This is a genomic window from Vibrio sp. QJM3NY_21, from assembly GCF_057785975.1.
This window is the reverse complement of the sequence record NZ_CM173514.1, coordinates 1,867,195-1,888,736: the sequence shown is the minus strand read 5'-3', so window position 1 is coordinate 1,888,736 and position 21,542 is coordinate 1,867,195. Positions and strand designations below refer to the sequence as shown.

18 protein-coding genes are annotated in these 21,542 nt (G+C 45.3%); 5 read left to right on the top strand and 13 right to left on the bottom strand.

Translation table 11 applies throughout. From position 1 onward, the window contains the following. Positions 1–105: 105 nt before the first annotated feature. The 3 genes from AC3CID_RS23685 (at position 106) to AC3CID_RS23675 (ending at position 3,277) form a co-directional block, all read left to right on the top strand. A complete protein-coding gene (locus AC3CID_RS23685) occupies positions 106–789 on the top strand; it encodes an SDR family oxidoreductase (protein ID WP_372195188.1) in 684 nt (227 codons plus the stop codon). Positions 790–895: 106 nt separating this feature from the next. Beyond that, positions 896–2,104 carry an MFS transporter gene (locus AC3CID_RS23680; RefSeq protein WP_488527624.1) on the top strand — a complete coding sequence of 403 codons (1,209 nt, stop codon included), beginning with the start codon at positions 896–898 and terminating at the stop codon, positions 2,102–2,104. A gap of 84 nt (positions 2,105–2,188) precedes the next feature. Continuing rightward, positions 2,189–3,277 (top strand): alkene reductase, encoded by a 1,089-nt coding sequence (locus AC3CID_RS23675; protein WP_488527623.1) that lies wholly within the window; start codon positions 2,189–2,191, stop codon positions 3,275–3,277. Positions 3,278–3,583: 306 nt separating this feature from the next. Here the strand turns inward: AC3CID_RS23675 and rlmJ are convergent, their stop codons facing one another. The 13 genes from rlmJ to AC3CID_RS23610 form a co-directional block, all read right to left on the bottom strand. Further along, complete coding sequence (rlmJ, locus tag AC3CID_RS23670) at positions 3,584–4,450, bottom strand: 23S rRNA (adenine(2030)-N(6))-methyltransferase RlmJ (RefSeq protein WP_488527622.1); 867 nt, start codon at positions 4,448–4,450, stop codon at positions 3,584–3,586. A 201-nt stretch (positions 4,451–4,651) separates the two neighbouring features. Next, positions 4,652–5,590 carry a protein translocase subunit SecF gene (gene secF, locus AC3CID_RS23665; protein WP_488527621.1) on the bottom strand — a complete coding sequence of 313 codons (939 nt, stop codon included), beginning with the start codon at positions 5,588–5,590 and terminating at the stop codon, positions 4,652–4,654. Positions 5,591–5,592: 2 nt separating this feature from the next. Beyond that, the gene (secD, locus tag AC3CID_RS23660) at positions 5,593–7,392 is read right to left on the bottom strand and encodes a protein translocase subunit SecD (RefSeq protein WP_488527620.1); all 1,800 of its coding nucleotides are present in this window, start codon (positions 7,390–7,392) and stop codon (positions 5,593–5,595) included. Between the two features lie 271 nt (positions 7,393–7,663). After that, positions 7,664–8,128, bottom strand: coding sequence for a hypothetical protein (locus AC3CID_RS23655; protein WP_010432361.1), 465 nt, complete (start codon positions 8,126–8,128; stop codon positions 7,664–7,666). A 286-nt stretch (positions 8,129–8,414) separates the two neighbouring features. Beyond that, a complete protein-coding gene (locus AC3CID_RS23650; protein ID WP_488527619.1) occupies positions 8,415–11,189 on the bottom strand; it encodes a M16 family metallopeptidase in 2,775 nt (924 codons plus the stop codon). A 240-nt stretch (positions 11,190–11,429) separates the two neighbouring features. After that, complete coding sequence (locus AC3CID_RS23645; protein ID WP_488527618.1) at positions 11,430–12,296, bottom strand: LytR/AlgR family response regulator transcription factor; 867 nt, start codon at positions 12,294–12,296, stop codon at positions 11,430–11,432. Between the two features lie 51 nt (positions 12,297–12,347). Further along, positions 12,348–13,406: a sensor histidine kinase gene (locus AC3CID_RS23640; RefSeq protein WP_488527617.1), complete on the bottom strand. Its 1,059-nt coding sequence runs from the start codon at positions 13,404–13,406 to the stop codon at positions 12,348–12,350. Further along, complete coding sequence (locus AC3CID_RS23635; protein ID WP_488527616.1) at positions 13,406–14,698, bottom strand: hypothetical protein; 1,293 nt, start codon at positions 14,696–14,698, stop codon at positions 13,406–13,408. The genes AC3CID_RS23640 and AC3CID_RS23635 overlap by 1 nt, the downstream gene beginning before the upstream one ends. Before the next feature lie 8 nt (positions 14,699–14,706). Continuing rightward, positions 14,707–15,507, bottom strand: coding sequence for an outer membrane lipoprotein-sorting protein (locus tag AC3CID_RS23630; protein WP_488527615.1), 801 nt, complete (start codon positions 15,505–15,507; stop codon positions 14,707–14,709). Beyond that, complete coding sequence (locus AC3CID_RS23625; RefSeq protein WP_488527614.1) at positions 15,500–16,798, bottom strand: ABC transporter permease; 1,299 nt, start codon at positions 16,796–16,798, stop codon at positions 15,500–15,502. The genes AC3CID_RS23630 and AC3CID_RS23625 overlap by 8 nt, the downstream gene beginning before the upstream one ends. Beyond that, complete coding sequence (locus tag AC3CID_RS23620) at positions 16,786–17,484, bottom strand: ABC transporter ATP-binding protein (protein ID WP_488527613.1); 699 nt, start codon at positions 17,482–17,484, stop codon at positions 16,786–16,788. The genes AC3CID_RS23625 and AC3CID_RS23620 overlap by 13 nt, the downstream gene beginning before the upstream one ends. Positions 17,485–17,570: 86 nt before the next feature. Then, complete coding sequence (locus AC3CID_RS23615; protein ID WP_488527612.1) at positions 17,571–18,251, bottom strand: hypothetical protein; 681 nt, start codon at positions 18,249–18,251, stop codon at positions 17,571–17,573. A gap of 324 nt (positions 18,252–18,575) precedes the next feature. Continuing rightward, positions 18,576–19,499, bottom strand: coding sequence for a hypothetical protein (locus AC3CID_RS23610; RefSeq protein ID WP_488527611.1), 924 nt, complete (start codon positions 19,497–19,499; stop codon positions 18,576–18,578). A gap of 291 nt (positions 19,500–19,790) precedes the next feature. Here AC3CID_RS23610 and AC3CID_RS23605 point away from each other — a divergent pair, with 291 nt between their 5' ends. Then, complete coding sequence (locus tag AC3CID_RS23605) at positions 19,791–20,423, top strand: LysE family translocator (protein ID WP_171311293.1); 633 nt, start codon at positions 19,791–19,793, stop codon at positions 20,421–20,423. A 446-nt stretch (positions 20,424–20,869) separates the two neighbouring features. After that, positions 20,870–21,529, top strand: coding sequence for a hypothetical protein (locus tag AC3CID_RS23600; protein ID WP_108092377.1), 660 nt, complete (start codon positions 20,870–20,872; stop codon positions 21,527–21,529). Positions 21,530–21,542: the final 13 nt, after the last annotated feature.

Below are 21,542 nucleotides of genomic sequence, written 5' to 3'. Positions count from 1 at the left end.
TTATTCACTATATCCGAATAATGATTTTATATTTTAGCTAATTATCAAAATTAATCGAATAAATATAATAACAACCATCAGCAGAACAACGCAGGAATTCAGAACATGAACAACGAACTTAAAAACCAAGAAAAACACACATTCGTCATCATTGGTGGAACATCAGGTATCGGCAAAGCATTAGCAATGCAATTGAGAAACGAAAACAACACAGTACACATTGCAAGCCGACACACCGGCGTTGATATCAGCAATGAAAAATCGATTTGTGATTACTTTGAATCAATTGGTGCCTTTGATCATTTGGTAGTAACGGCAGGCTCATACGCTCCGGGCGGAAAAGTCACCGACGTTGCCATCGAAGACGCGAAAACAGCCTTTGATACCAAATTCTGGGGAAGCCTAAACGTTGCTAAGCATGCTGCACGTTACATGACATCAAACGGCTCTATCACACTCACGACCGGCATGCTGTCACGCAAAGTTGTTGCTGGCACTTACGTGAAAACTGCGATAAATGCAGCGCTAGAAAGCGTCACTAAAGTGTTAGCGAAAGAACTATCACCGATTCGAGTAAACGCCGTCAGCCCCGGCCTTACCATGACGGAAGCCTACAAAAACATGGACGACTCAACTCGTTCAAGCATGTATGACAACGCCAAAAACAACCTACCCGCAGGCAAGGTTGGTGAACCTTCAGAGATAGCTATGGGTTACTTGTTCTCGATTAATAACCCTTACGTTACGGGCTCGATCATCGACATTGATGGCGGTGCGCTGCTCGGCTAGTTCCCGATTTTTTCAAAATTTCAGGCTGTATAACTCACAGAAAAATTGAAGGCAGGGCGCGTAATTCAAGCGCCCTTAACAACCATATCAACACAGGTCACTCAACATGAAACAACAAGTCATGAAACAAGAAAAGATGCCGTTTCAGGTTTGGATACTGACACTCGCGGCTTTTGCCATAGGTACGGCTGAGTTTGTTATTGCAGGTATTCTCCCACAAATCGCTACATCACTTTCGATCACCGAAGGCCAAGCAGGCTACCTAATCAGTGCTTACGCGCTTGCTATCGTTATCGGAGGGCCAATCTTAACCATCTACCTCGCACGCTTTAATAAGAAGATAGTGCTAATCGGTTTAATGGCTCTGTTCATTATTGGCAATGTCTTATCAGCCCTTGCTCCTAGCTACCCACTTCTACTTGCAAGCCGTGTTATCGCAGGCTTAGTGCAAGGTCCTTTCTATGGCATAGGGGCAGTTGTCGCGACCAATTTAGTGTCTGAGAAAATGGCAGGTAGAGCCGTTGGCCAAATGTTCGCAGGCTTAACGCTCGCTAACGTTCTTGGCGTTCCCGCAGGTACTTGGGTGAGCTTGCAATTCGGCTGGCACACCACTTTCTTTACCGTGGCAGCACTTGGCACAGTTGCAATGATCTCTATCCTAACGTCAATCAAATCCACAGGTCACAATGAAGCGAAAGACATCAAAACTCAGCTCATGGCATTCAAAAACCCAATGCTCATTCTCAGCTTAGCAATCACCGCTTTTGCTTGGTCTGGCTTCATGACGCTTTACGGCTACCTTGCGCCAATCGCCATGCACATCACTGGCTACAGTCAAGAATCAGTAACTTGGATTTTAGTGATTGTTGGAGTTGGCTTAATCATCGGTAACACCTTGGGCGGACGATCTTCTGACAAAAACCTAGGCAAAGCTTCAATGTTTTGGGCTATCGCGATGATCATCTCATTGGTAGTGGTTGGCCTTGTGGTAGACAACAAAATCCTATTCGTTGCAGCCGCATTCATTTTTGGTATCGCTTCATTTGCCAACGTCCCTGCCATGCAGCTTCGAGTAATGAACCACGGTGGCGAAGGCCAAGAGCTAGCAGCAACCGCGAATATCTCAGCGTTTAACTTGGCCAATGCCTTCGGTGGTTTCCTTGGCGGCATGGTACTCGATAGCCAACTAGGCGCAGGAGTGATCCCGTTCGCAGCCGTTGTGGTTCCTATCGTCGGCTTGTTCTTAATCGCTAAAGCTAACCGAAACGAGAAACCACAAAGCAACTCAATATTTGAACCAACAGAAGCTAAATAATTTAAGAACTCCGTAACTTCAAAGTGCCAATTCATTATCAAACTGGAGTTGGCACAGCACTAAAAATTCATAAAGGTAGAGAGCATGAACAAGTTATTCGAAACATCAGAACTGAAAGGCCTAGAGCTGCAAAACCGTGTCGTTATGGCACCCATGACACGCGCTCGCACTAGCCAACCTGGAAACGTGCCAAACGACATGATGGCGACTTATTACCAACAACGAGCAAGTGCAGGGCTTATCATCACTGAAGCCACACAAATTTCAGATGACTCTCAAGGTTACTCATTCACACCCGGCGTCTATACCGATGCGCAAATCGAAGGTTGGAAGGGCGTAACCACAGCAGCAAAAGAGCAAGGTGCCGCGATATTCTGCCAACTATGGCATGTAGGCCGCGTGTCTCACCCTACCTTTCAAAAAGGTGAACTGCCGATTGCCCCTTCTGCACTTGCTCCAGTCGAAACTCAAGTTTGGATTTCTGATGAGAATGGTAACGGCAATATGGTCGATTGCATCCAACCAAGAGAGATGACTCAAACCGATATTGATCGCGTTGTTCAAGATTTTGCTAACTCAGCGAAAAAAGCAGTCGAGGCAGGATTCAACGGCGTCGAGATCCACGGTGGCAATGGCTACCTCATCGATCAGTTTCTACGCACCAATTCAAACCAACGCACCGACAACTATGGTGGCAGCCGCGAGAACCGACTTCGCTTCCTAATCGAAGTGGTCGATGCTGTGATTGAAGCGATTGGTGCTGACAAAGTGGGCGTGCGTTTGGCCCCATTCATCACCTTCAAAGATATGAACTGCTCAGACATCGTGCCAACGATTTTAGAGGCATCAAAGGAACTGCAAGCTCGTAATATCGCTTATCTGCACCTATCAGAAGCCGACTGGGATGACGCTCCGGTTATTCCTGAAAGCTTCCGCGTAGAACTAAGAGAATTGTTCTCCAACACCATCATCGTCGCTGGCAGTTACACACCAGAACGTGCCGAAGAAGTATTGAGCAAAGGCTACGCCGATCTCGTCGCATTTGGCCGCCCATTCGTTGCTAACCCAGATCTCGTTTCACGCCTACAAAATGGCAACGAACTATCCGATCTTGACGGCGCGACTCTGTTTGGAGGAAACGAAAAGGGCTATATCGATTATCCAGCGTTGTAGTGAATTGGGAAAACTGGTGGAGACTAACGGCTAGAAACATTTCCGACAGGCAAAAGAAAGGCTCGCGTGACTAGTGCGAGCCTTATGCAGTTTAGGGGGTAAACCACAATCTGATATTAATCAGAGACTAATTATTTAACTTATGAACCAGTATGCACTTATGCGCATTGATATTCTATTTTTAAATGATTCACTGCAATTAATCAATCGATAAAAGTTAGCGTTTGGTCAATTTAAACCACATAAATAACAGTGATTTAGTGAACGGCGTCTAGAAAATCATCATAAAACCTATAGAAATCAGATTTATAGACTTCTCATTTGCCAATAACCCTCACCATTGGTTGCGAGCTGACTGTGTAAATAATCAAGCGTATCAGCAACCTGTCCGGCAATGCCTTGTGGTGGATTGAACAACAGTAAACCACTACCGATCAGGCGATCATCACCCTTAGGATCTCGAAGGCGAAGCTCCGACTTAATCGGACTTGGCAGCAAACCATCTTTCACTGCGGTCACACAGTGGTTCAAAATCAGTGAGCTCTTGTCATCCGTGTAGAGCGGGTACCAAATTAGTGCAGATACTTTCTCCGACTGCTGATATGCCTTAACTAAGGCATCAATCACCGCGAGATATTCTGAATCGGTTTCATAGGGTGGGTCGATAACAATCAGATGATGATTGTCATGTTTAGCTACATCATCAGGTAACGCTTTAAGCCCATCACCTGCGCTAATCGTAAGCTTGCTTGAAATATCTAAGTTACACTGTAACCTCTCGATATTGATTTGCAGTAAATCAGCTTCATCTTGCTGAATGTCTGAAAAATAGAAGCTATCTTGGCTGCGACCTTGTTGGTAAGTGATGGCGGCAGAACCCGGATACAAAGAGATAAGTTGATTCGGATTATAGTACTCCAGTACCGACATAAAAGAAGCGAATGCCGGAGGAAGAGAAGCCTTATTGCGCCACAAGTACCCGACCCCTTCAGCAAACTCACCGGCGTGATTACTTGGTGCGGTAGTGAGGTCATAACACCCTGTACCTGAGTGCGTGTCGATAACATTGAGGCGTGAATGCTGCTGCATTAATGACTGAACAAGTGCACTCAATACTGGATGCTTCAGTGCATCACCATGGTCGCCTACATGACATTGATGTCGATATTCCATTCCCTTGCCTCATTTCTACTAACGTCATCTAAACATACTTCATATCATGAGGGCTTGCCTGCTCAATCCATCGTTTTTTGAAATAGCTTCTCTTTTCGCTAACTGTCTGACTCTTATAAAAAATAAAGCCCTTCGTTTTATTACAAACGAAGGGCTTTACTGACGTTACTTGCTAACTTGTACTGCTAGAGCATAGACAACCTAAGGGTACTCTCCCTCAACTTCTACTGGCGCTTTCACTTGGTAGTGGCAAGGTTGTAGACCAAGTAGCTTAGGCAGTGTGATGCCGACAGACACTGAAGACCACGTACCGCTGACAATACCGACAACCAATGCGATTGCAAAGCCTTGCAGCGCAGAACCACCAAGTAGCCAAAGTGCCGATACGGTGATTAGCGTTGTACCTGAAGTCACCATGGTGCGTGAGAAGGTCGCTTTAACCGATTCGTTAAGCAGGTTATCAGTATCACCGTTTGGATTGCCGCGCAGCATTTCGCGTACACGGTCGGCGATGATGATCGAGTCATTCAATGAGTAACCGAGAATCGCTAGCACGGCCGCCAATACCGTCAGGTTGAACTCAAACTGAGTAAAAGCGAACAGACCCAAGATAAGCGTCACGTCATAGATGATCGCGGCAAGCGCACCCAGAGCCAAACGCCACTCAAATCGTACACTCAGGTACAGCATGATCATTAGGAAACACACCAATACCGCCAAGCCACCTTGGTCAACCATGTCTTGGCCTACTTGAGGGCCAACCACGCTGCTGTTGAGTACTTTCACTTGGTCGCTAACCGTTGTCAAAGCATCCACTAAGTTTGGCTGTGGGGTATCTGTCAGTTGGCTGTAACGAATCGTCCAACGATCCTGTTCTGCCATACCAACCACTTGAACGTCTTGTTGGAAAGCCGTGTCGAGTTTTGTTTTTAAGGCGTCTTTAGTCACTTGTTCAGAGAGTTGCACCTCGGCAACTACGCCGCCTGTAAAGTCCAAACCCCAGTTAAAACCTTTCACTGCCACCAGCATCACAGAGCTCATGAACAGCACAATAGAGATCATAGACATCACCTTACGAAGGCGAGTCATGTTTTTATCTGAAAGATAGCGGTCTGAAATAGTCATTTTTGAAATACTCATGCTTAAATCCTTACATCGTGGCGTTGGTCACGCCCCCAAACCAAATTGATGATCGCTCGTGAAGCAAAAATGCCCGTAAACATACTGGTTAGAAGACCTAAGCCCAGTGTCAGAGCGAAGCCCTGAATCGGACCATTACCAATGGTGTATAGGGCTACAGCAACAATCATGGTGGTGACGTTGGCATCGAAAATAGAAGAGAACGCACTGTCAAAGCCACGATCGATAGAACTCGCAAAGCTGCGCCCTTCTTTCATCTTGTCTCGAATACGCTCGAAGATAAGCACGTTGGTATCCACCGCCATACCGACGGTCAGTACCAAGCCCGCAATGCCCGGCAGGGTTAATACCGCACCTGGTAGCAAGGCAATCAAGCCAAACAATGTGGTCATGTTCACCACCAATGCACAGTTCGCGACCCAACCTAAGCGGCGATACCATAGCGCCATAAACGTCAGAGTAAGACCAAGGCCAAGCGCCAGAGCAGCAAAGCCGTTGGTTACGTTTTCTGCACCCAGAGATGGGCCAATAGTACGTTCTTCAATGATGGTAACGGGCGCGGTTAATGAACCCGCACGAAGGAGTAGAGCCAACTCTTGTGCTTCACCTAGCGTGCCAGCACCTGTAATACGGAAACGGCTACCCAACTGAGATTGGATGTTCGCAACGCTGATCACTTCACTGGTTTTCTCGCTGTTACCGGCTCTGTCGCGGCTATATTCGCTGTAAACAGTCGCCATTGGCTTACCGATGTTATGGCGAGAAAACTCAGACATTTTCTTGCCGCCAGAAGAATCCAGTGTGATGTTTACTTCTGCGCTGCCCATCTCACCAATGCCACTACGAGCATCGATAATGTGTTCGCCACTCAACACAGCCTTGCGGTCGACTACCACGCGGTTGCCGTCTGTGTCCTGCAGCGTTTGAGTGCTGCGCGTTGGGTTGTCGTACACAGAATAGAAAGCAAGTGATGCGGTTGCACCAATCACATCTTTCGCTGCTGCAGGGTCTTGTACGCCCGGCAGTTCAATACGAATACGGCTTTCACCTTGGCGTTGAATTGATGCTTCTGTGATGCCTAGCTCTTCAATACGGCTACGCATGATTTGCAGGTTTTGTTGAACCGTTAGGTTACGTAGCGTTCTTTGCTCTTCGTCAGATTGGGTTAACGTTAGCGATTTATCTGAACGATCACGTTGCCATTGTGGGAACTCTTCACGAATCAGCTTTTGCGCTTGTTCGAAATCAGCATCAGTGCGGAAATTAAACTTAACTTGGTTGTTCACCACTTCACCACGGGCATAACGCACTTCGCTAGTGATCTCGTCGACCACCGCTTGAGCTTGCGCGTGATAAACCGGTGCCATATCCACTTCTAGCAAGAACTGCACGCCACCGCGTAAATCAAGGCCTAATTGAATCGGTGCGAAGCCCATGTCAGTCAGCCATTTTGGTGCAGCTGGCTCCATCGCTAGAGCAACGGTTGCGCTGTCTAGTAGGCGCTCATTAAGTACTTCTTTGGCTTTCGCTTGCTGCTCTGCATCTTCTAAAATCACAACTAAGCGTTTGTCTTTTTGAAAGGCTGATGTCGCTTGGATGCCTTCGCTCGCGAGATATTGAGTAATTTGAGTGGCGTCGATCGTCTGTTCAGAACGGTTGCTAATTTGAACCGAGGCGTTCTCGCCATACCAAGAAGGTAAAGCACTCAGAACCATAACGATGATAGTGGCGATAAGCACCACGTATTTCCACTTTGAGTAGTGGTTGATTTGTTTTCTTGGAATGCGTTTTTTCACAGTCAAGATCTCTTCTTTTTACCAATCACAGTAAATAAGTGCTCGAAAATAGCGTAGGAAAAACGCAGTGATCGAGCATTTTAACCAGCTAGGGTGACCAGTTATTTACTACGATTGGTATAACTAATGTTTTGCGAACACGATCGATAGCTGAAACCAGAACAAGCTGATTGAACGGTAGTGATGCTAAAGCTGATGTCGCTATGTTTGTTTTGGTTAATTGGCGAGTTCAACGGGCACAAATGACCATCGATACGACCAATTTAGGGTCAAACGATTAGCTAAGAAGTTCTCGGAAATGCGAGTATTGGATGTTGCCCTCTTTCCACCCCGAAAGCCGGGAGGACGGAGAACTCACAATGCTGGTCCAATGCTGCTTAGTATCCAACATCGGCGTATTGAAGAGCAGAGAAGCCAGTAGTGATGGGGGAGAGAAGTCGATCAATAGATGATAAGCAGGCTCAAGGTCGGCCACGCTTTCTTGCTCGTTGCTGAGCATACGTCTAAAGGTTACCGCTTGGAGACTCGATTCAGTGTCGTGATAATTGGAACTATCACCTAAAGACGCAGTGTCAAACTGAACCTGATCGCATTCCATGTAGCTCGACGGGTTATCCGCAGCAGCTTGTTTACAAAGATTATTCTGCGAAGGCTGCTCTTGAGCGGAGTGGATTTGGAATGGCTTAGAAGGGAACGAATAGCCGTTAGAATTCACTAAGCCAAAGCTCAGTAAAAACAACATTAAGACTAATCGGGTACCTAATTTAAGCAATCTAATATCCAAACAACATTCTCGTAGATCGCCAATCTACAATACAAATGAAATGCTGTCTTGATTTAAAACATTTTTTTAGAAAATGATACGAAGCAACCGATTAAGCACCCTCGCATTTAGAATTACATGCCTTTAAATACGGTCAACAACACGTAATACATTGGCGCTATGAATGATGTAAAAAAACAAAAAAGCCAAGCAGTGTGTGCTTGGCTTTGAGTCATCTCTTTCTGTTTGCTTATAGCTTTAGGCTTTAGGCTTTAGGGCGCATGATATTCTTAACCTTACGGCTATTTTCACCAAATACACGCTGCACAAGTTGATCCATGTCATCCGCAGTGATCGACCTCGCAACACGCTTAACTTGAGACAACGCTTCGATGTCGTAACCATGAAGTAAATAACGAGACAGGTACCACGCTTGGTCGATAGAGCTCATCTCGAGAGGCGTGAAGTCAGCTTCAAACTGTTTCACTACCGCTCGCATTTCCTCTTCAGAGACACCTTGTAGAAGGTCTGCAATCACCTTATCGATCGCCACTTCCACTTTATCAACGTTCTCAGGCGCTATCATCGCACCAATAACCCACTCATGACTCAGCTCTCTATCTGCAGACGCCGAATATGCATAAGGTGAGTAATCTAAACTCAATTCTTCACGAATATAAGCATCTAAGCGAGTCGCCAACAGTCGTTCTAGCAAGCTTTCCGTGAAGATATCTTTTGCCGTTACGCCTTGGTCGGTTTCGGTTGCAGGTTCAGAGATGACTCGTAAGACGTACTCTGCGCTATTCACATTGTTGATGGCTAAATCAATGCGTGATTCAGATGGCTGCTTGTAAGCCACCTTAAAGTCAGGAACCTCGGCTTTTTCTAATGGAATCGAAGCCAAGTATTGCTCAACCAAAGGCTTTAACTCACTTGGGTCGATATCACCCACGATAACCAATTGGTTATGTCTCATTTGACCAAACAGCTGCTGGTGAAGATTAGCGACGTCTTCCACAGAAACCGCTTCAACACGTTCTTTGTCAACAAAGAGGTGGCCACTGTCCTGACCATAGATGTTCTGGTTTCTTGCGCGCTCAAACTGGCCAACAGGGCTGCTCAAGAAAGATTCTTGACCTTGTACAAACTCCTGCTTCACTGCCTCTAACTGCTCGGGAACAATTTTAGGCGCAGTGATGAAGGTATAAAGCGCAGCAAACGTGTCTTCAAGCCCATCTTTGTTAATATTAAATTCAATACCATGACGAGTATTACCAATGAAGGAATCGGCACGAATATTTTCCCGATCAAAGTACGCTAAAAGCTCAGAGCCCGTAAACTCACCGGCACCGCTTCGAGCGAAGGTAGGTAACGCAACCTCAACCGCTGGGTACAAACTCGGATCCAAAGCGGCTTTTCCGCCGAGGCTCATGTACATTACACCGACATCATCACCTGCCACATAATCACGCAGGTACCACATATCGATACCATTACTTAACGTCCACTTTTGGATGTATGGGTCTACGGACATTTGTTCAGCAAGTACAACCTCGCCTTGCGAGCTAGGTATAGCAAAGGCACTGGCTGTCCCAATCGCAAGCGGCGGAACTCCCGCCTCGCTATACGCGGCTTTTAAACTATCTAGAGAGTTGATGACCGCTGTTCTGTCTTCGGAATCATCCATCCCAATAACAATAAAGTAATCATCAGAAAGTAGATTCTTGATGTTGTCGTTAATCACTTCAAGGCTCAAGTTATCAATGAAGGCTTCCAAGCTGACTTGATAGTCTTTCTGTGATTGGACGATTCGATCAGTGACTAACGCACTCACTTTGTAGTTCGCGTGTTCAACGCTGTCCATTTTATCCCAGTCATGCTCAATGTTATCCAGCAAGTCTTGGTAGTAGTGCAGTTCGCCAGCAATATCCGTTTCCGAAACACCAAAATCACGCAGTGATGCCAATGTAGAAAGCAGATCTTTTTGGATAACTTCGCGGCCTCCAGTCGGAAACCCAACACTTATTGACGAATAGTACAGAGAACCCATTCGATAGCTATCAGACGCTATCCATTGAGTCGGCAGCGCGGCATCATTGAACACCGCTTCTAATCGCTGTCGAATCAATTGTTGAGCGGTTTCATCTAACCTGCGTTGGTTCTGCTGAGCATGATTGTCAACTCTATTTAAACCTCGGTTAAACGTCAGAGTGATGCTTGGCGCTTCTCTTCCTGCGTACTCAACATAATCATCTTCATTGAATGACGTCACTTTCTGTTTCTCTGGTCGCGGCGTGTCGCCACGCTCCCAGCTAGAAAACTTTTCTTCAATGAGTGGAATCACGGTTTTGATATCCACATCACCAGAAACGACCAGCTCAACTATTTGAGGTTGATACCAAGTCTGATAAAAGTTGGTGATGCCTTGAGGAGTGGCATTCACAATCGACGGTTTAGTCCCTAGTGCATCTTGCGATTGGTACGGGCCGCCTTCAATGAAGTGATCATAAAATATCTCTCCGAATGACTTATCATCGAGGCGAGCCATACGGAACTCACCAAGAACCACGCCTTTTTCTTTTTCTACTTCTGAACTTGATAGATCCAGGCCATCACCAATGTCACGCATCCACGTCAAAGCAGACTGCAATTGGATGTTATCTGGCAAATCTAACTGGTAGACCGTCTCTTCATAAGAGGTGTAGGCATTAATATCTGCACCAAAGCTAGCGCCTGCATCTTCAAATAGACGAATCACATCATTTTCAGAGAAATTCTTGCTGCCATTGAATGCCATGTGTTCCAAGAAGTGCGCGTAGCCTTCTTGCTGATGAGTCTCTTGAATTGAGCCCGCGTGCACAACTAAACGAACAGATACGGATTCTTCATGATCTGGATAAACATGGTAGGTAAGGCCATTTTCTAGCTGGCCTGAAGTCCATGCCGGATCCGGCTGGATTAAGGTTTCGGTGATATTTGATGTTGAACTACAGCCAACTAAGGTGAGGCATACTGCCGCCGCTAAATAATATGTTTTCATAACAACCTCTTAATGTCATTCATCGACAATATACAGATTGAGTTAACGATTATTATTTAATATTGAACCGGATGAGTATCTTTGTGATCTGGATCTTTATTTTATAAATCGCTATACGTTATGTAAGATCGAATGTGCTCGTTTAAAGCGGCGTTTTGATAAGAGCCTAAAACATCCATTTAAACTCGCTTACTCCACATACCTTTAAAATCAATGGCTACATCCCCTTAAGCTCTTTCTCTACATACCTTTAAAGAGCGCTTGCGAAGCGCGGCTAATCGGTAACTTCTCTCCAGAAACATACGCCGACATCTGGCCTGAGAGCCCTTTCTTCACCTTATCAATAGCGGAGACCTTCACCACCACGGAGCGGTGGATCTGCCAAAACTCATCAGGATTGAGCTGAGCGATCAGTTCTTTTAGCGACACGCGAAGAATAAACTCTTCTAACGAACCGCCTTGACCCTTTTTAAATATAGACACGTACTTATCTTCCGCTTTGAAGTAGGCCACATCATCGACGGCAATAAGATGAATGTCTTCCCCAACACTGGCTTTAAGCCATGTGAGATGTTTCTTCTGCTGTTGATAAAGGGGCTGCGATTGATAAGGAGGTTGAGCTTGCTGTGATGTTGATTGAGATAATTGCTGAAGCTGACTCATTAACGCAGCAATATCAGGCTGCTCAGGCGTAATACAGGATGGTGTTTGATTGCTCGACAAGCGCGCTTGAACCTTCTGACAGGTGGCCAGTAAGCGCTCTTCATTGATCGGTTTAAGCAAGTAATCCATCGCATTGTGCTCAAAGGCTTTGACTGCATATTCGTCATAAGCTGTGATGAATACCACCAACGGCGGAGAGTCTAACTTGTTCAATTGTTTCGCCAGCGAGATTCCATCGAGCTCTGGCATGCGAATATCGAGAAAGGCCACATCGGGCTTAAGCTGTTGAATACTCTGCATCGCCTCTAAACCATTGGTTGCCTTACTGACGATCTCTAGCTCAGGCCAAACCTCAGCAAGGCTCTTGTCTAAATGGTGCCTTAACAGTGCTTCATCGTCTGCGATAATTGCCGTTACGTTCGGCTTTACTGCTGGGTTAGTCATTATTATTCCTTTAAATTCACACTGTAAATCGTCTGTTTGTAATCACTGATCTTAGAGGTTCGGCTCATCGTTCTCAGATCTAGTTTCGCTGATAAGCGGTAATAAGATTGTCGATACCACCCCACCCTCAGCTTGCTCAGTGATCGTCAAGCTAGCTTTCTCACCGTAAAGGGTTTCGATTCGCTGACGAATATTGCTAAGTCCCACACCATGGCCCGCACTAATAGAAGGGGAGTTCAGCCCAGCGCCATTGTCTACAACTTCGATTTTTAGCTGCTGCGCTTGTTGAGCTATGCGGATATTCACTTGGCCACCCGCGGCTTTAGGTTCGATACCGTGCGTGAGTGCATTCTCGACCAAAGGTTGAATCAAGAATGGCGGAATCACCTGCAAGTCGCTGATGCCATGCGTTTCAATCGAAAACTCCAATCGTTCTGCCAATCGAATTTTCTGAATATTAAGGTAAGCATCAATCAAATCGACTTCTTGAGAAACCGTAGATTGATCGGCACGACTATTTTTTAATGTCACGCGCAGTAAATCCGTCAGCTTTTCTAACATCAGCTTGGCTTTAGCGCCATCAGTCTCAATTAGCACGCTTATGGTGGCGAGAGTGTTGAACAAAAAATGAGGTTCAATTTGGCTTTGAAGTTGCTTTAGCTGACTCATCACCACGATTTTCTCTTGGTCAGCTTGACGGCGTTTAGCAATCTCCAACTCATTTTCGGCTCTGAGTTGTTCGCCTCTCGTATAAAAATAGTAGTAACAAACCGAGCAGAAAATGACACCCAACAACATCACCGATTTCAGCCCAGAGAAATTGTCACCAAAGAAACCATTTAACCAATAATGTGCGTTTAACGTACCAACCGTCATCGCCACCAACATCGAGATACCCACTTCAAACACACGAGATTCGGTTTTGAACAACTTAACCAAAATGAAAGAAGAGCCGACCGCACTCAAACCAAAACCAAAGCTGATCGCGAGGTTGAGGATGAAATCGCCTCCCCATATGGTTTGCGTGGTCACAGCAATCAAAGCGCAGAAAATGGTGGTCAGAGTGAAACTCTTTGGCCACGAAAATTCACTTTTAGAAGAAGTACTCATTAAAACCGTCCTTTGATATTTAAGAGAATCATATGACTATCGGGTAAGTTGGCGTAAGCAGAATCACTTTTACCGCCTAGAAAGCGTGCAGCAAGTTCCAAATCCAACGATGAGTCGCCATTATCTAAAGCCTGATAGTTGAGCCACTGCGTAGCAATAAAGCCGCCGTCTTGTGGAGATAACATGACGTCGAATGTCGGCGTGATATCTTCAAGCCAGCCATGTGTAGAATCCAAAGACCAGTGAAACATGATGTTGTGTTGAACCAAATTGGCGTGTTGATAGCCCTGAGCGTAAGAACCAGCCAATGATGCTATCATTGGATTAACCGACAAAGACTCGGCATTTTCTATTGCGCTTTGCCACTCAGAATGACTCCAAGCACGGCTATCAAACCAGTATTCCAACACCACATTGTGGCCAGTGTCATTGGCCCATGTTAATCCGGCTAACGCTTGATAGGCCTCGCCCTGTTCTTCTAAGTAAACAGGTTTAAGTATGGAATCAGACTGGCTGTAGCCAAGGCTTTGTCGCTGATAAACCATCGAACCATGAAACTCCCAAGCGAGGTTCAACACCGACACCAAGCTCGCTCCAAACAAGCCGTGGCGTACATCGTCATAATAGGCGACCCATTGATATTCGTGGTCGCCAATCAGGTTATAACGACGTAGGCCAACACCTTGTTGTTGGTTCTGCTTTTCGAACTCATTCACGTCTTGGGAAGTCCACGAGGAATCGCTGTAAAGCAGTGTCCATTCGCCCGTCATATCGAACAGTGACGCCGAAGCGACTCCCGCGCCCTCTTCTGCGACAATGCCTACTGGGTTTTGTCGATACGGCTTGATGATGTCTAACGGTCGATAGCCATAACCCACACCCCAATCCAAACGAACCTTACCAAGCGTGACATCAAGGTAGTGGTCACCGATTACTGAATTCGACAACTCAACACCACCTTGCCAAAACAACTCACGCACAATGAATTCAGACTCAAAGGTCGCGTCTTGTTCTTGAGGGTTGTTGCTCACAATATCATTGGCTTTCACTGCGAACAGACCAAGCCAATTGCCATATCCAACCTCTAGATCCAGCAAACCATTAAGTGACTGGCGATTATCTGATGCTAAAGGACTGAATGGCGACTCTCGCGATTCAACCGACTCAGCGCTCAGTTGCCAATCCCAGGCCAAGCTCAGATCGTCTGCTTGAATCGTGTTACTCACACAAGACAAAGCAAGCAAAGTAGTGATTGAAGACTTTATGTGGAATCGGCGATTGGGCGCTCTCATACGATCACCTACAATCCAGATACACTGTTACGCGACAAATAAGCAGGGTTGTAGTATTTGTCTTCCAAGCTTTGTTCTATTACTTCACGATACTCAATCACGGTTTTCTTACTCGGCTGAATCTTATCGAGCAAGGTCATCGATACCACACTTGGCAAGCCATCTCGCACACCTTCAGCAAACCACGCTTGCTTCGCTAACTTTCCTGAACGCAGGTACAAATCCGCTTTAACTGGAAACGCTCGGTCTGCCGTTAACCACAGGTCAATCGATTGATAGCTGGCACCCTTGGTTTTCGCCGCTAGCTTTAGGTGATGGGTATCAATTGTCTCGCCAGTCGGCATCTCAACCAGTTGTTCGGCAACCCACTCACCTTGGTAATCTTCACTCCAAGTGAGTGTCGAGATATCGCCCACCGAGGCTTCACCCAATAGCTTTTGCATCGGTGTGATACGAATTGGTCGGCGCGATTTCGGCATCAGTAACCAATAATTATCTTCAATCATCAGCATCTTTTGACCAGCTTCAACAGCTGATTTAAAGACGACCAACGACTCTCGGTTTGGTCTTGTGTAAACGTTGTATTCACGGGTTTTGTCCAGTTGCTCGTCTTGATATAACGCCACCAAAGACACTACCTTAGAGGCTTGTGCACTGTTCAAGCGGTAGCTATCCGCCTTGGCAATCATCTCAGTGACTTGTTGTGAATCGACTGCCCAGCTTGGCGTCGATGTTACAGTTAGTGCTAAAACCGAGGCCAAAGCCAAAACAGAGCCCAACGTTTTAATTGAACGAGTTAATTTAGACATAAACTAGCGCCTCCGTGATTGGCTTGTTCACGCCTTTACGAGCAGAGAAATAAGCAGCGATTAAACATATTGTCAGCACACCTAAGGTGGCGTAACCAACCAATTCCAATGAGAAGTAAATGTTGAGTGGGTAACCTTCGGTTCTGCCGGGAGGTGGCGGCATTTGTATATCAACCACCAGCAGTAGCAACGACATCAAGCCACTCACTAGTGCTCCAATAACGCTACCAATCAGTGCCAGCAAACCCGCCTCTTTTAAGAAGCCTGCGACGATTTCAGAGGGGTAACTGCCGAGTGCTGACAAGGTGCCGATCTCTCGAGTACGTTCCGTCACCGACATAGTCATGGTGTTAAACAACGACACAAACACCACCAACGCCATCACTGCGCCCATGATGCCGAAGATCCGGTCGTAAAGATCTTTAACCTTGGTGTAGAAAAACGCGCGATCTTGCCATGGGGTAATCTCGATCTCTGAGCCTGGATCGTTTTGGCTAGCGCTATTTCGCTCTAAAGCAGTTTGGATGCGCTGTTGAACGGTCGAGGTTTTGCTTGTTTCAAATAGGAACACCGACAAGGTACTGACTTTGTCTGAGGCCAACAGCTCTTGAGCGGCAGTGATATGAACATACAACTGACGCTTATCCAGCTCAGGAACCCCAGTCGAGTAGATGCCCTGCACCTTAAAATCAAAAGCGTTCAAAGCACCGTCACTTGTGGTCGCGAGCAGAATCACCCAATCTCCTACCGCAACTTTAAGGTTACGAGCCAAGTCAGTACCCAGCATCACTTGTGGTTCTTGACTGTCGTATCTTGGGGATTGCACATCCGACAGGGTTTGCCCGCTGCGTACATCAAGGAAAGGACCTTTCATGTCGAATTCACGCTCATTCACGCCCGTTCCCATAAAAATGGTCGACTTACTGCCATTAGAAACCAAGCCACTAAAATAGACTCGCGGCTGCACACCACGCACATCACTATCGCCAATAATGCTCTTGGTTAGCGCTTGCACGTTGTCCAGACCATTGCTCAGCGGCATGTCTTCATCTTGTTCAAAATAACCTGGCGTGCTCAAAGTAAGGTGGCCAGTATCACGCGCAGTCGATTCTCTCAGTGACTCATAGGTGTAAAGCCCATAACCACCGGCACTGGTCAGTGCAAATACCGCAATGGCGATGATCAACACTGAAAGCAGGCTGCGTCGACCGTTTCTTAATAAATTAAGCCACGCTAAACGCACCGAAGTTGGAAGTAAAAACGTGCTCATTCTTTGTGTTAACTTGCCCATGAGATCGCCTCCGTGGTTGCAGCTTGTGGAGCCAATTGACCGTCGATAAGTTCAATCACTCGATCGCAACGCTGCGCCATTCTTGGGTCGTGCGTCGCAACAATAAAAGTCGTGCCCATTTCGTGGCCAAGCTCTTTCATAATGTCGATCACAAGGTTGGCGGTGTGGCTGTCTAAACTAGCAGTCGGCTCATCGGCAATCACCAAGCTTGGGTTGTGGATTAGCGCTCTGGCTATCGCAACACGTTGCTGCTGACCGCCTGAAAGGTTGTCTGGACGGTGATGAACGTAATCTCCTAGCCCAACACGCTCTAACATCTCTTGAGCTCTGGTCTGCTGTTCTTGTTTTGAGCATTGGTTCAACATCAATGGATAAGCGACATTCTCAAGAGCCGTCATTACAGGAACCAAATTGAAGCGCTGAAACACAAAACCCAACGACTGACGACGAAAACGTGCAGCAGCGATTTGCTCTGTCGGATACGGTTGGCCATCAATATTGATCTGTCCTCGATAGCTCATATCCAACAAACCAAGGATGTTCAACAGTGTGCTTTTTCCTGACCCAGACGGGCCGCACAAGGCCACCATTTCGCCGCGCTGGATGTGTCCATCGATCCCGTTTAATGCATCAACACGTTGCCCACCCGTGACATACGCTTTACCGATATTTTTAAATTCAATCATTCCCTTACCCTCCGATCACCCATCATTCTTAAGCGTTCGCTGTTGTGAATGAGCTTTAGTAAACCGCTATTTAGCATTCGCAGCTGTTATTTGGCTTTCGCTATTAGGGCTTTAGCCGTCATTGTCTCGATGTTGCCTGCATCGGTGCTTTCCATTTTTTCAAGCCACATCTGTGCTTGCTCGAAGTCTTCAGCACGAATCGATGCGGTAATGGCATAACGGTAAATCCATGAGGTCGCAGCGAAGTGTTGTTGTTGGAAATCATCTTCCGCAAGTAACGAAAGGAACAGGTCATAACCACGATCGAAATGGTTAAACATGTCTGGCAGAGAGGTGTAAGTAACGGCGGCCATTGCGCGAGTTAGGTAAGAATCTGGTAGCCCTTGAACACGAGGTTGCTCATGAATTGGTTGGTCTTCGTCTTTAAGCAGCACCAGTGATTTATCAATGGTCGACAAACCCTTTTCCACATACTTCATCTTATTCCAAGGTAAGAACGCATCACGCCCCATCAGGGTTTCTGTGCTTCCGAGGTAAACCAACGTCAGTGGTGTCGCTCCATCTTGTTGCAGCGTGTCATTAAGGCGTTCATAAGCCACCTCAACCAGATCTTCATTGCCTTGAGCGGCTTGGTTGTAGATATCGAGCACATCTGAACTTGGGTTGGCCTGCGCCAAAGTGGGTGCGAATGAAACAAGTGCAATCAGTAATGAACGCTTAAGCACAGAAGTGGTAGAGCCTGAATTTAATGATTGTGAAGTAGTCATGATTTCTAATCCCTTTCAAATGTTGACGTTGAAAGGTTAACTAGAATTTGTCGTGCAGTTTTACCAATGCGACGAATGGTAATTACAAGGAGCGAATGGTTGAGAGGGGGTGTGAGTGGTGGGAGCTGCAAACAAAAAGCACGAGTAGGAAAGGATAAAATGAGTGGGAAAAAACGTATCTGACATTTCCTACTTCAGGCCTTGATCAGAGCTGACTCATTTCTGCCCCATTATGAGTTTCAGCAGCACTTCACATGATTCAAAGTGAGCGAGTTTTACCTTAGTAGAGATAATGATAAAAAACTCTTAAAAGCGAGGGAAAATTCAATGATCCACAGCACTAACTAATAGGATTTCTTTAGATACTCTACCGTCATTCATGCCTACTAATATAAGATTCCAAGCTAATTCAGCCTCTTGTCGGTAGCTATTACCAAACCCTTTCAACTCTTGAAGCTTCTTTTCAGTATCTGCTACTAACTCAAACACTGTGTGCGTGTTATTCCTTTGACTTCTTTTCTTATCGTAGCTTCTTAGAATCCCTTTCCTAAGCATGGCTTCACCCGACCTCCAGACTAGAGCTTGCATCATTTCTGTTTCTGGCACACCAAAAGGTACCTTCTCATCGAAGAAGATTCTTAAGAACTCGATATCGTTATCAGTTAGTTCTTCACAAAACTTAACAAGCAGCTCTTCTCTCTGTTTCTTTAAGTATGAATCGACCACTTCGAATACGTCTGGGCTAATAGCAAACAAATAGTCCTTTTCATTGACGAGACTTACTGCATAGATGTAATTGAGTTTAATAAGGTTGGAAATACCATCCTTATTATGCCTGTGATACTGAACATGTTCTTTTTCATGAAGCTCCATCAATATCTTAATTTGCCTGCTAGGTAAATGGGGAATAGCTTTTCTAGCAGTAGCTTGGAAAGCCTCCAATACATGTTTTTGATTAGCTATATCAGATTCTTTCTTAGCCGTTCGTTCAGAGGCTTCTTTATTATCTTTGCACCACTTAACGAAACGACCCTTACAGTACATTACAAGCTCTACAATGATGTGTGCTAAGCCGTATGCTCCCATCAATATAAAGAACGGAGCTAAGGTACTTGGAGCACCTTTCGATATGATAAATGCGTCAGCAGTCTGCCAACTTGTTATAGCCAAGATGATTGTGATTAGAGCTATTGAAGCGGTCTTAGTCGATATAATAGAAGAGAAGATCTTCGTCAGCCATTCTTGCATGAATATTCCTCAACCACATGAAAATAATAGTAACATTCACTCTATAATATCATTAGAAACCTTATTACACGTATTGTTAACTTTTAAAATTAACGGGGGCAGGTCTTGCGTTTTGTTCTGATGCTTTTGGCATACATTTACTAATCCTATACAGGCGAGATAGACTGCAGACTCTAACTCACAAATGTCCAGAAACTTCACAAGCTGAATTTTTACCTGTGGCAGTCATTCAGCTTTCATCTCAAATGATTAGTCGGTAAAGTCTGGCAAACAGAAAGGAGCCAGTAAAAAATGATTGATACCACGATATTACCGCTATTCTTTGTTACCACTATATTCTTAGCAATTTCTCCGGGGCCAGATTTAGTGCTCATATCAACATATTCTTCGACTCGTGGCTTTAAAGCTGGAGTAATGGTGTCACTTGGTATTTTCATTGCGGGGCTAATTCAAACACTGTTAGTAGCATTTGGCTTAGGAAAACTGATGCAAGCGATGCCACCTTTGGTATTGGTAATCAAAATTGTTGGGGCAATTTATCTATCTTGGCTTGGAATAAATTTATTACGTGGATGGCTAAAGAATAAAGGAGACGTATCTGCAAGTCAGACGATTCAGTCTTTGGGTAATAAAGAGCTAGTCTACCGTGGTTTACTTAACAATATTATGAACCCCAAAGCGTTACTCTTCTTTAGTATGTTCTTGCCTCAGTTTACGCATTCTGATGGTGCTTTAACCGGTCAGATACTCATACTTGGAATCATTCTTAGTAGTATTGTTTTATGTATCAATACTATTTTTTCATTTTCTTTTAGTAAACTGGGTTCTTTGCTAGGTCGTAACTTTAATTTAAACCGTCATATCGATGGTGTATTGGGTGCGGTATTTTTGGGACTTGCTGCCCGTTTAGCTACAAGTAAGTAATGTGTGCATACAGCGTTTAGGCTTCAGATACTTTTCCTTATCCGAATGAAACGAGTTGGAGTCCAACCCTAATTCGGAAATGTCCAACTCCAATATACAAAGTACCAGGCATACAAGTGTCGGAGTACAAAATAGTTTGGTCAGATCCAATAAAAATTGATCAATTTTTGTCATGAGAGGTTGAGGGCTAGATGACTGCCTAGCACACACAACGGTAGCTTTATAAAATAACAAGCTGCGAGCTGAAGAAATATAAAACATTTTGACAATCAACTATGCATTGGATATCTTATCCAGCGGCTATATGGCAGCCAGCCCACTCCAAAGGCAAACTCCAATATTGGAACCATGAACATATCTATCGTTTTAGCTGATCTTATTTTGATAAGCGGAATGACTGATGATTAGGAGTGAATCTAAAGGTTAATCCGTGTAGGAATAAGACCATGACTAAAATTGCCCGACCATCCATTTCTAAAGTAAAATCTCGTGCTAAAGCTATCAAAAAAGAGAAGAAAATCGGTCACATGAAAGCACTTGAAGTTGCCGCTCAAGAGATTGGTTACCCATCTTTCCATGCTTTAGATACCTACCTGAAAAGACTCAAACAAAACGAGTTTAGCGCTACCATCAATCCGTTTAACCCTGACCTGCAAAGTTCCTTACTTGTAGTGTTCAACGATGATTTGGAGCTTTTTGACTACAAAGAGGTTGAAGGTGATTTCATCACGACTAGAAAGAGCTTCCAAGAGGAATACTTAAACAAAGGCTTCGCTGAACGTATCGGTGCACGTTTGCTCACAGTAGATGAATTACAACAACGTGGTCTAATTGCTCCCGGCGGGTCGGAGAATGGCGACAAAGACTATCTGCATGATTGGGGCTATATCTGCATTGAGTTTGTCAGAGAGAAAGATAACCCGTGGACAATCGAAGATGCTGAGAAGCTTGTGATTGAACAAGTGGAGAGTGAGATTGGGCGCAATTACCGAGAGTTCTTCTATCTAGACGGCAAGCTAATTAACAATCATATTTCCAGAGCGTGGGACGCTGAATGGGATAATTACGTGGACGTTGATTACCATCCTGCAATAGATGGCTATTAAATGAATCGTAACT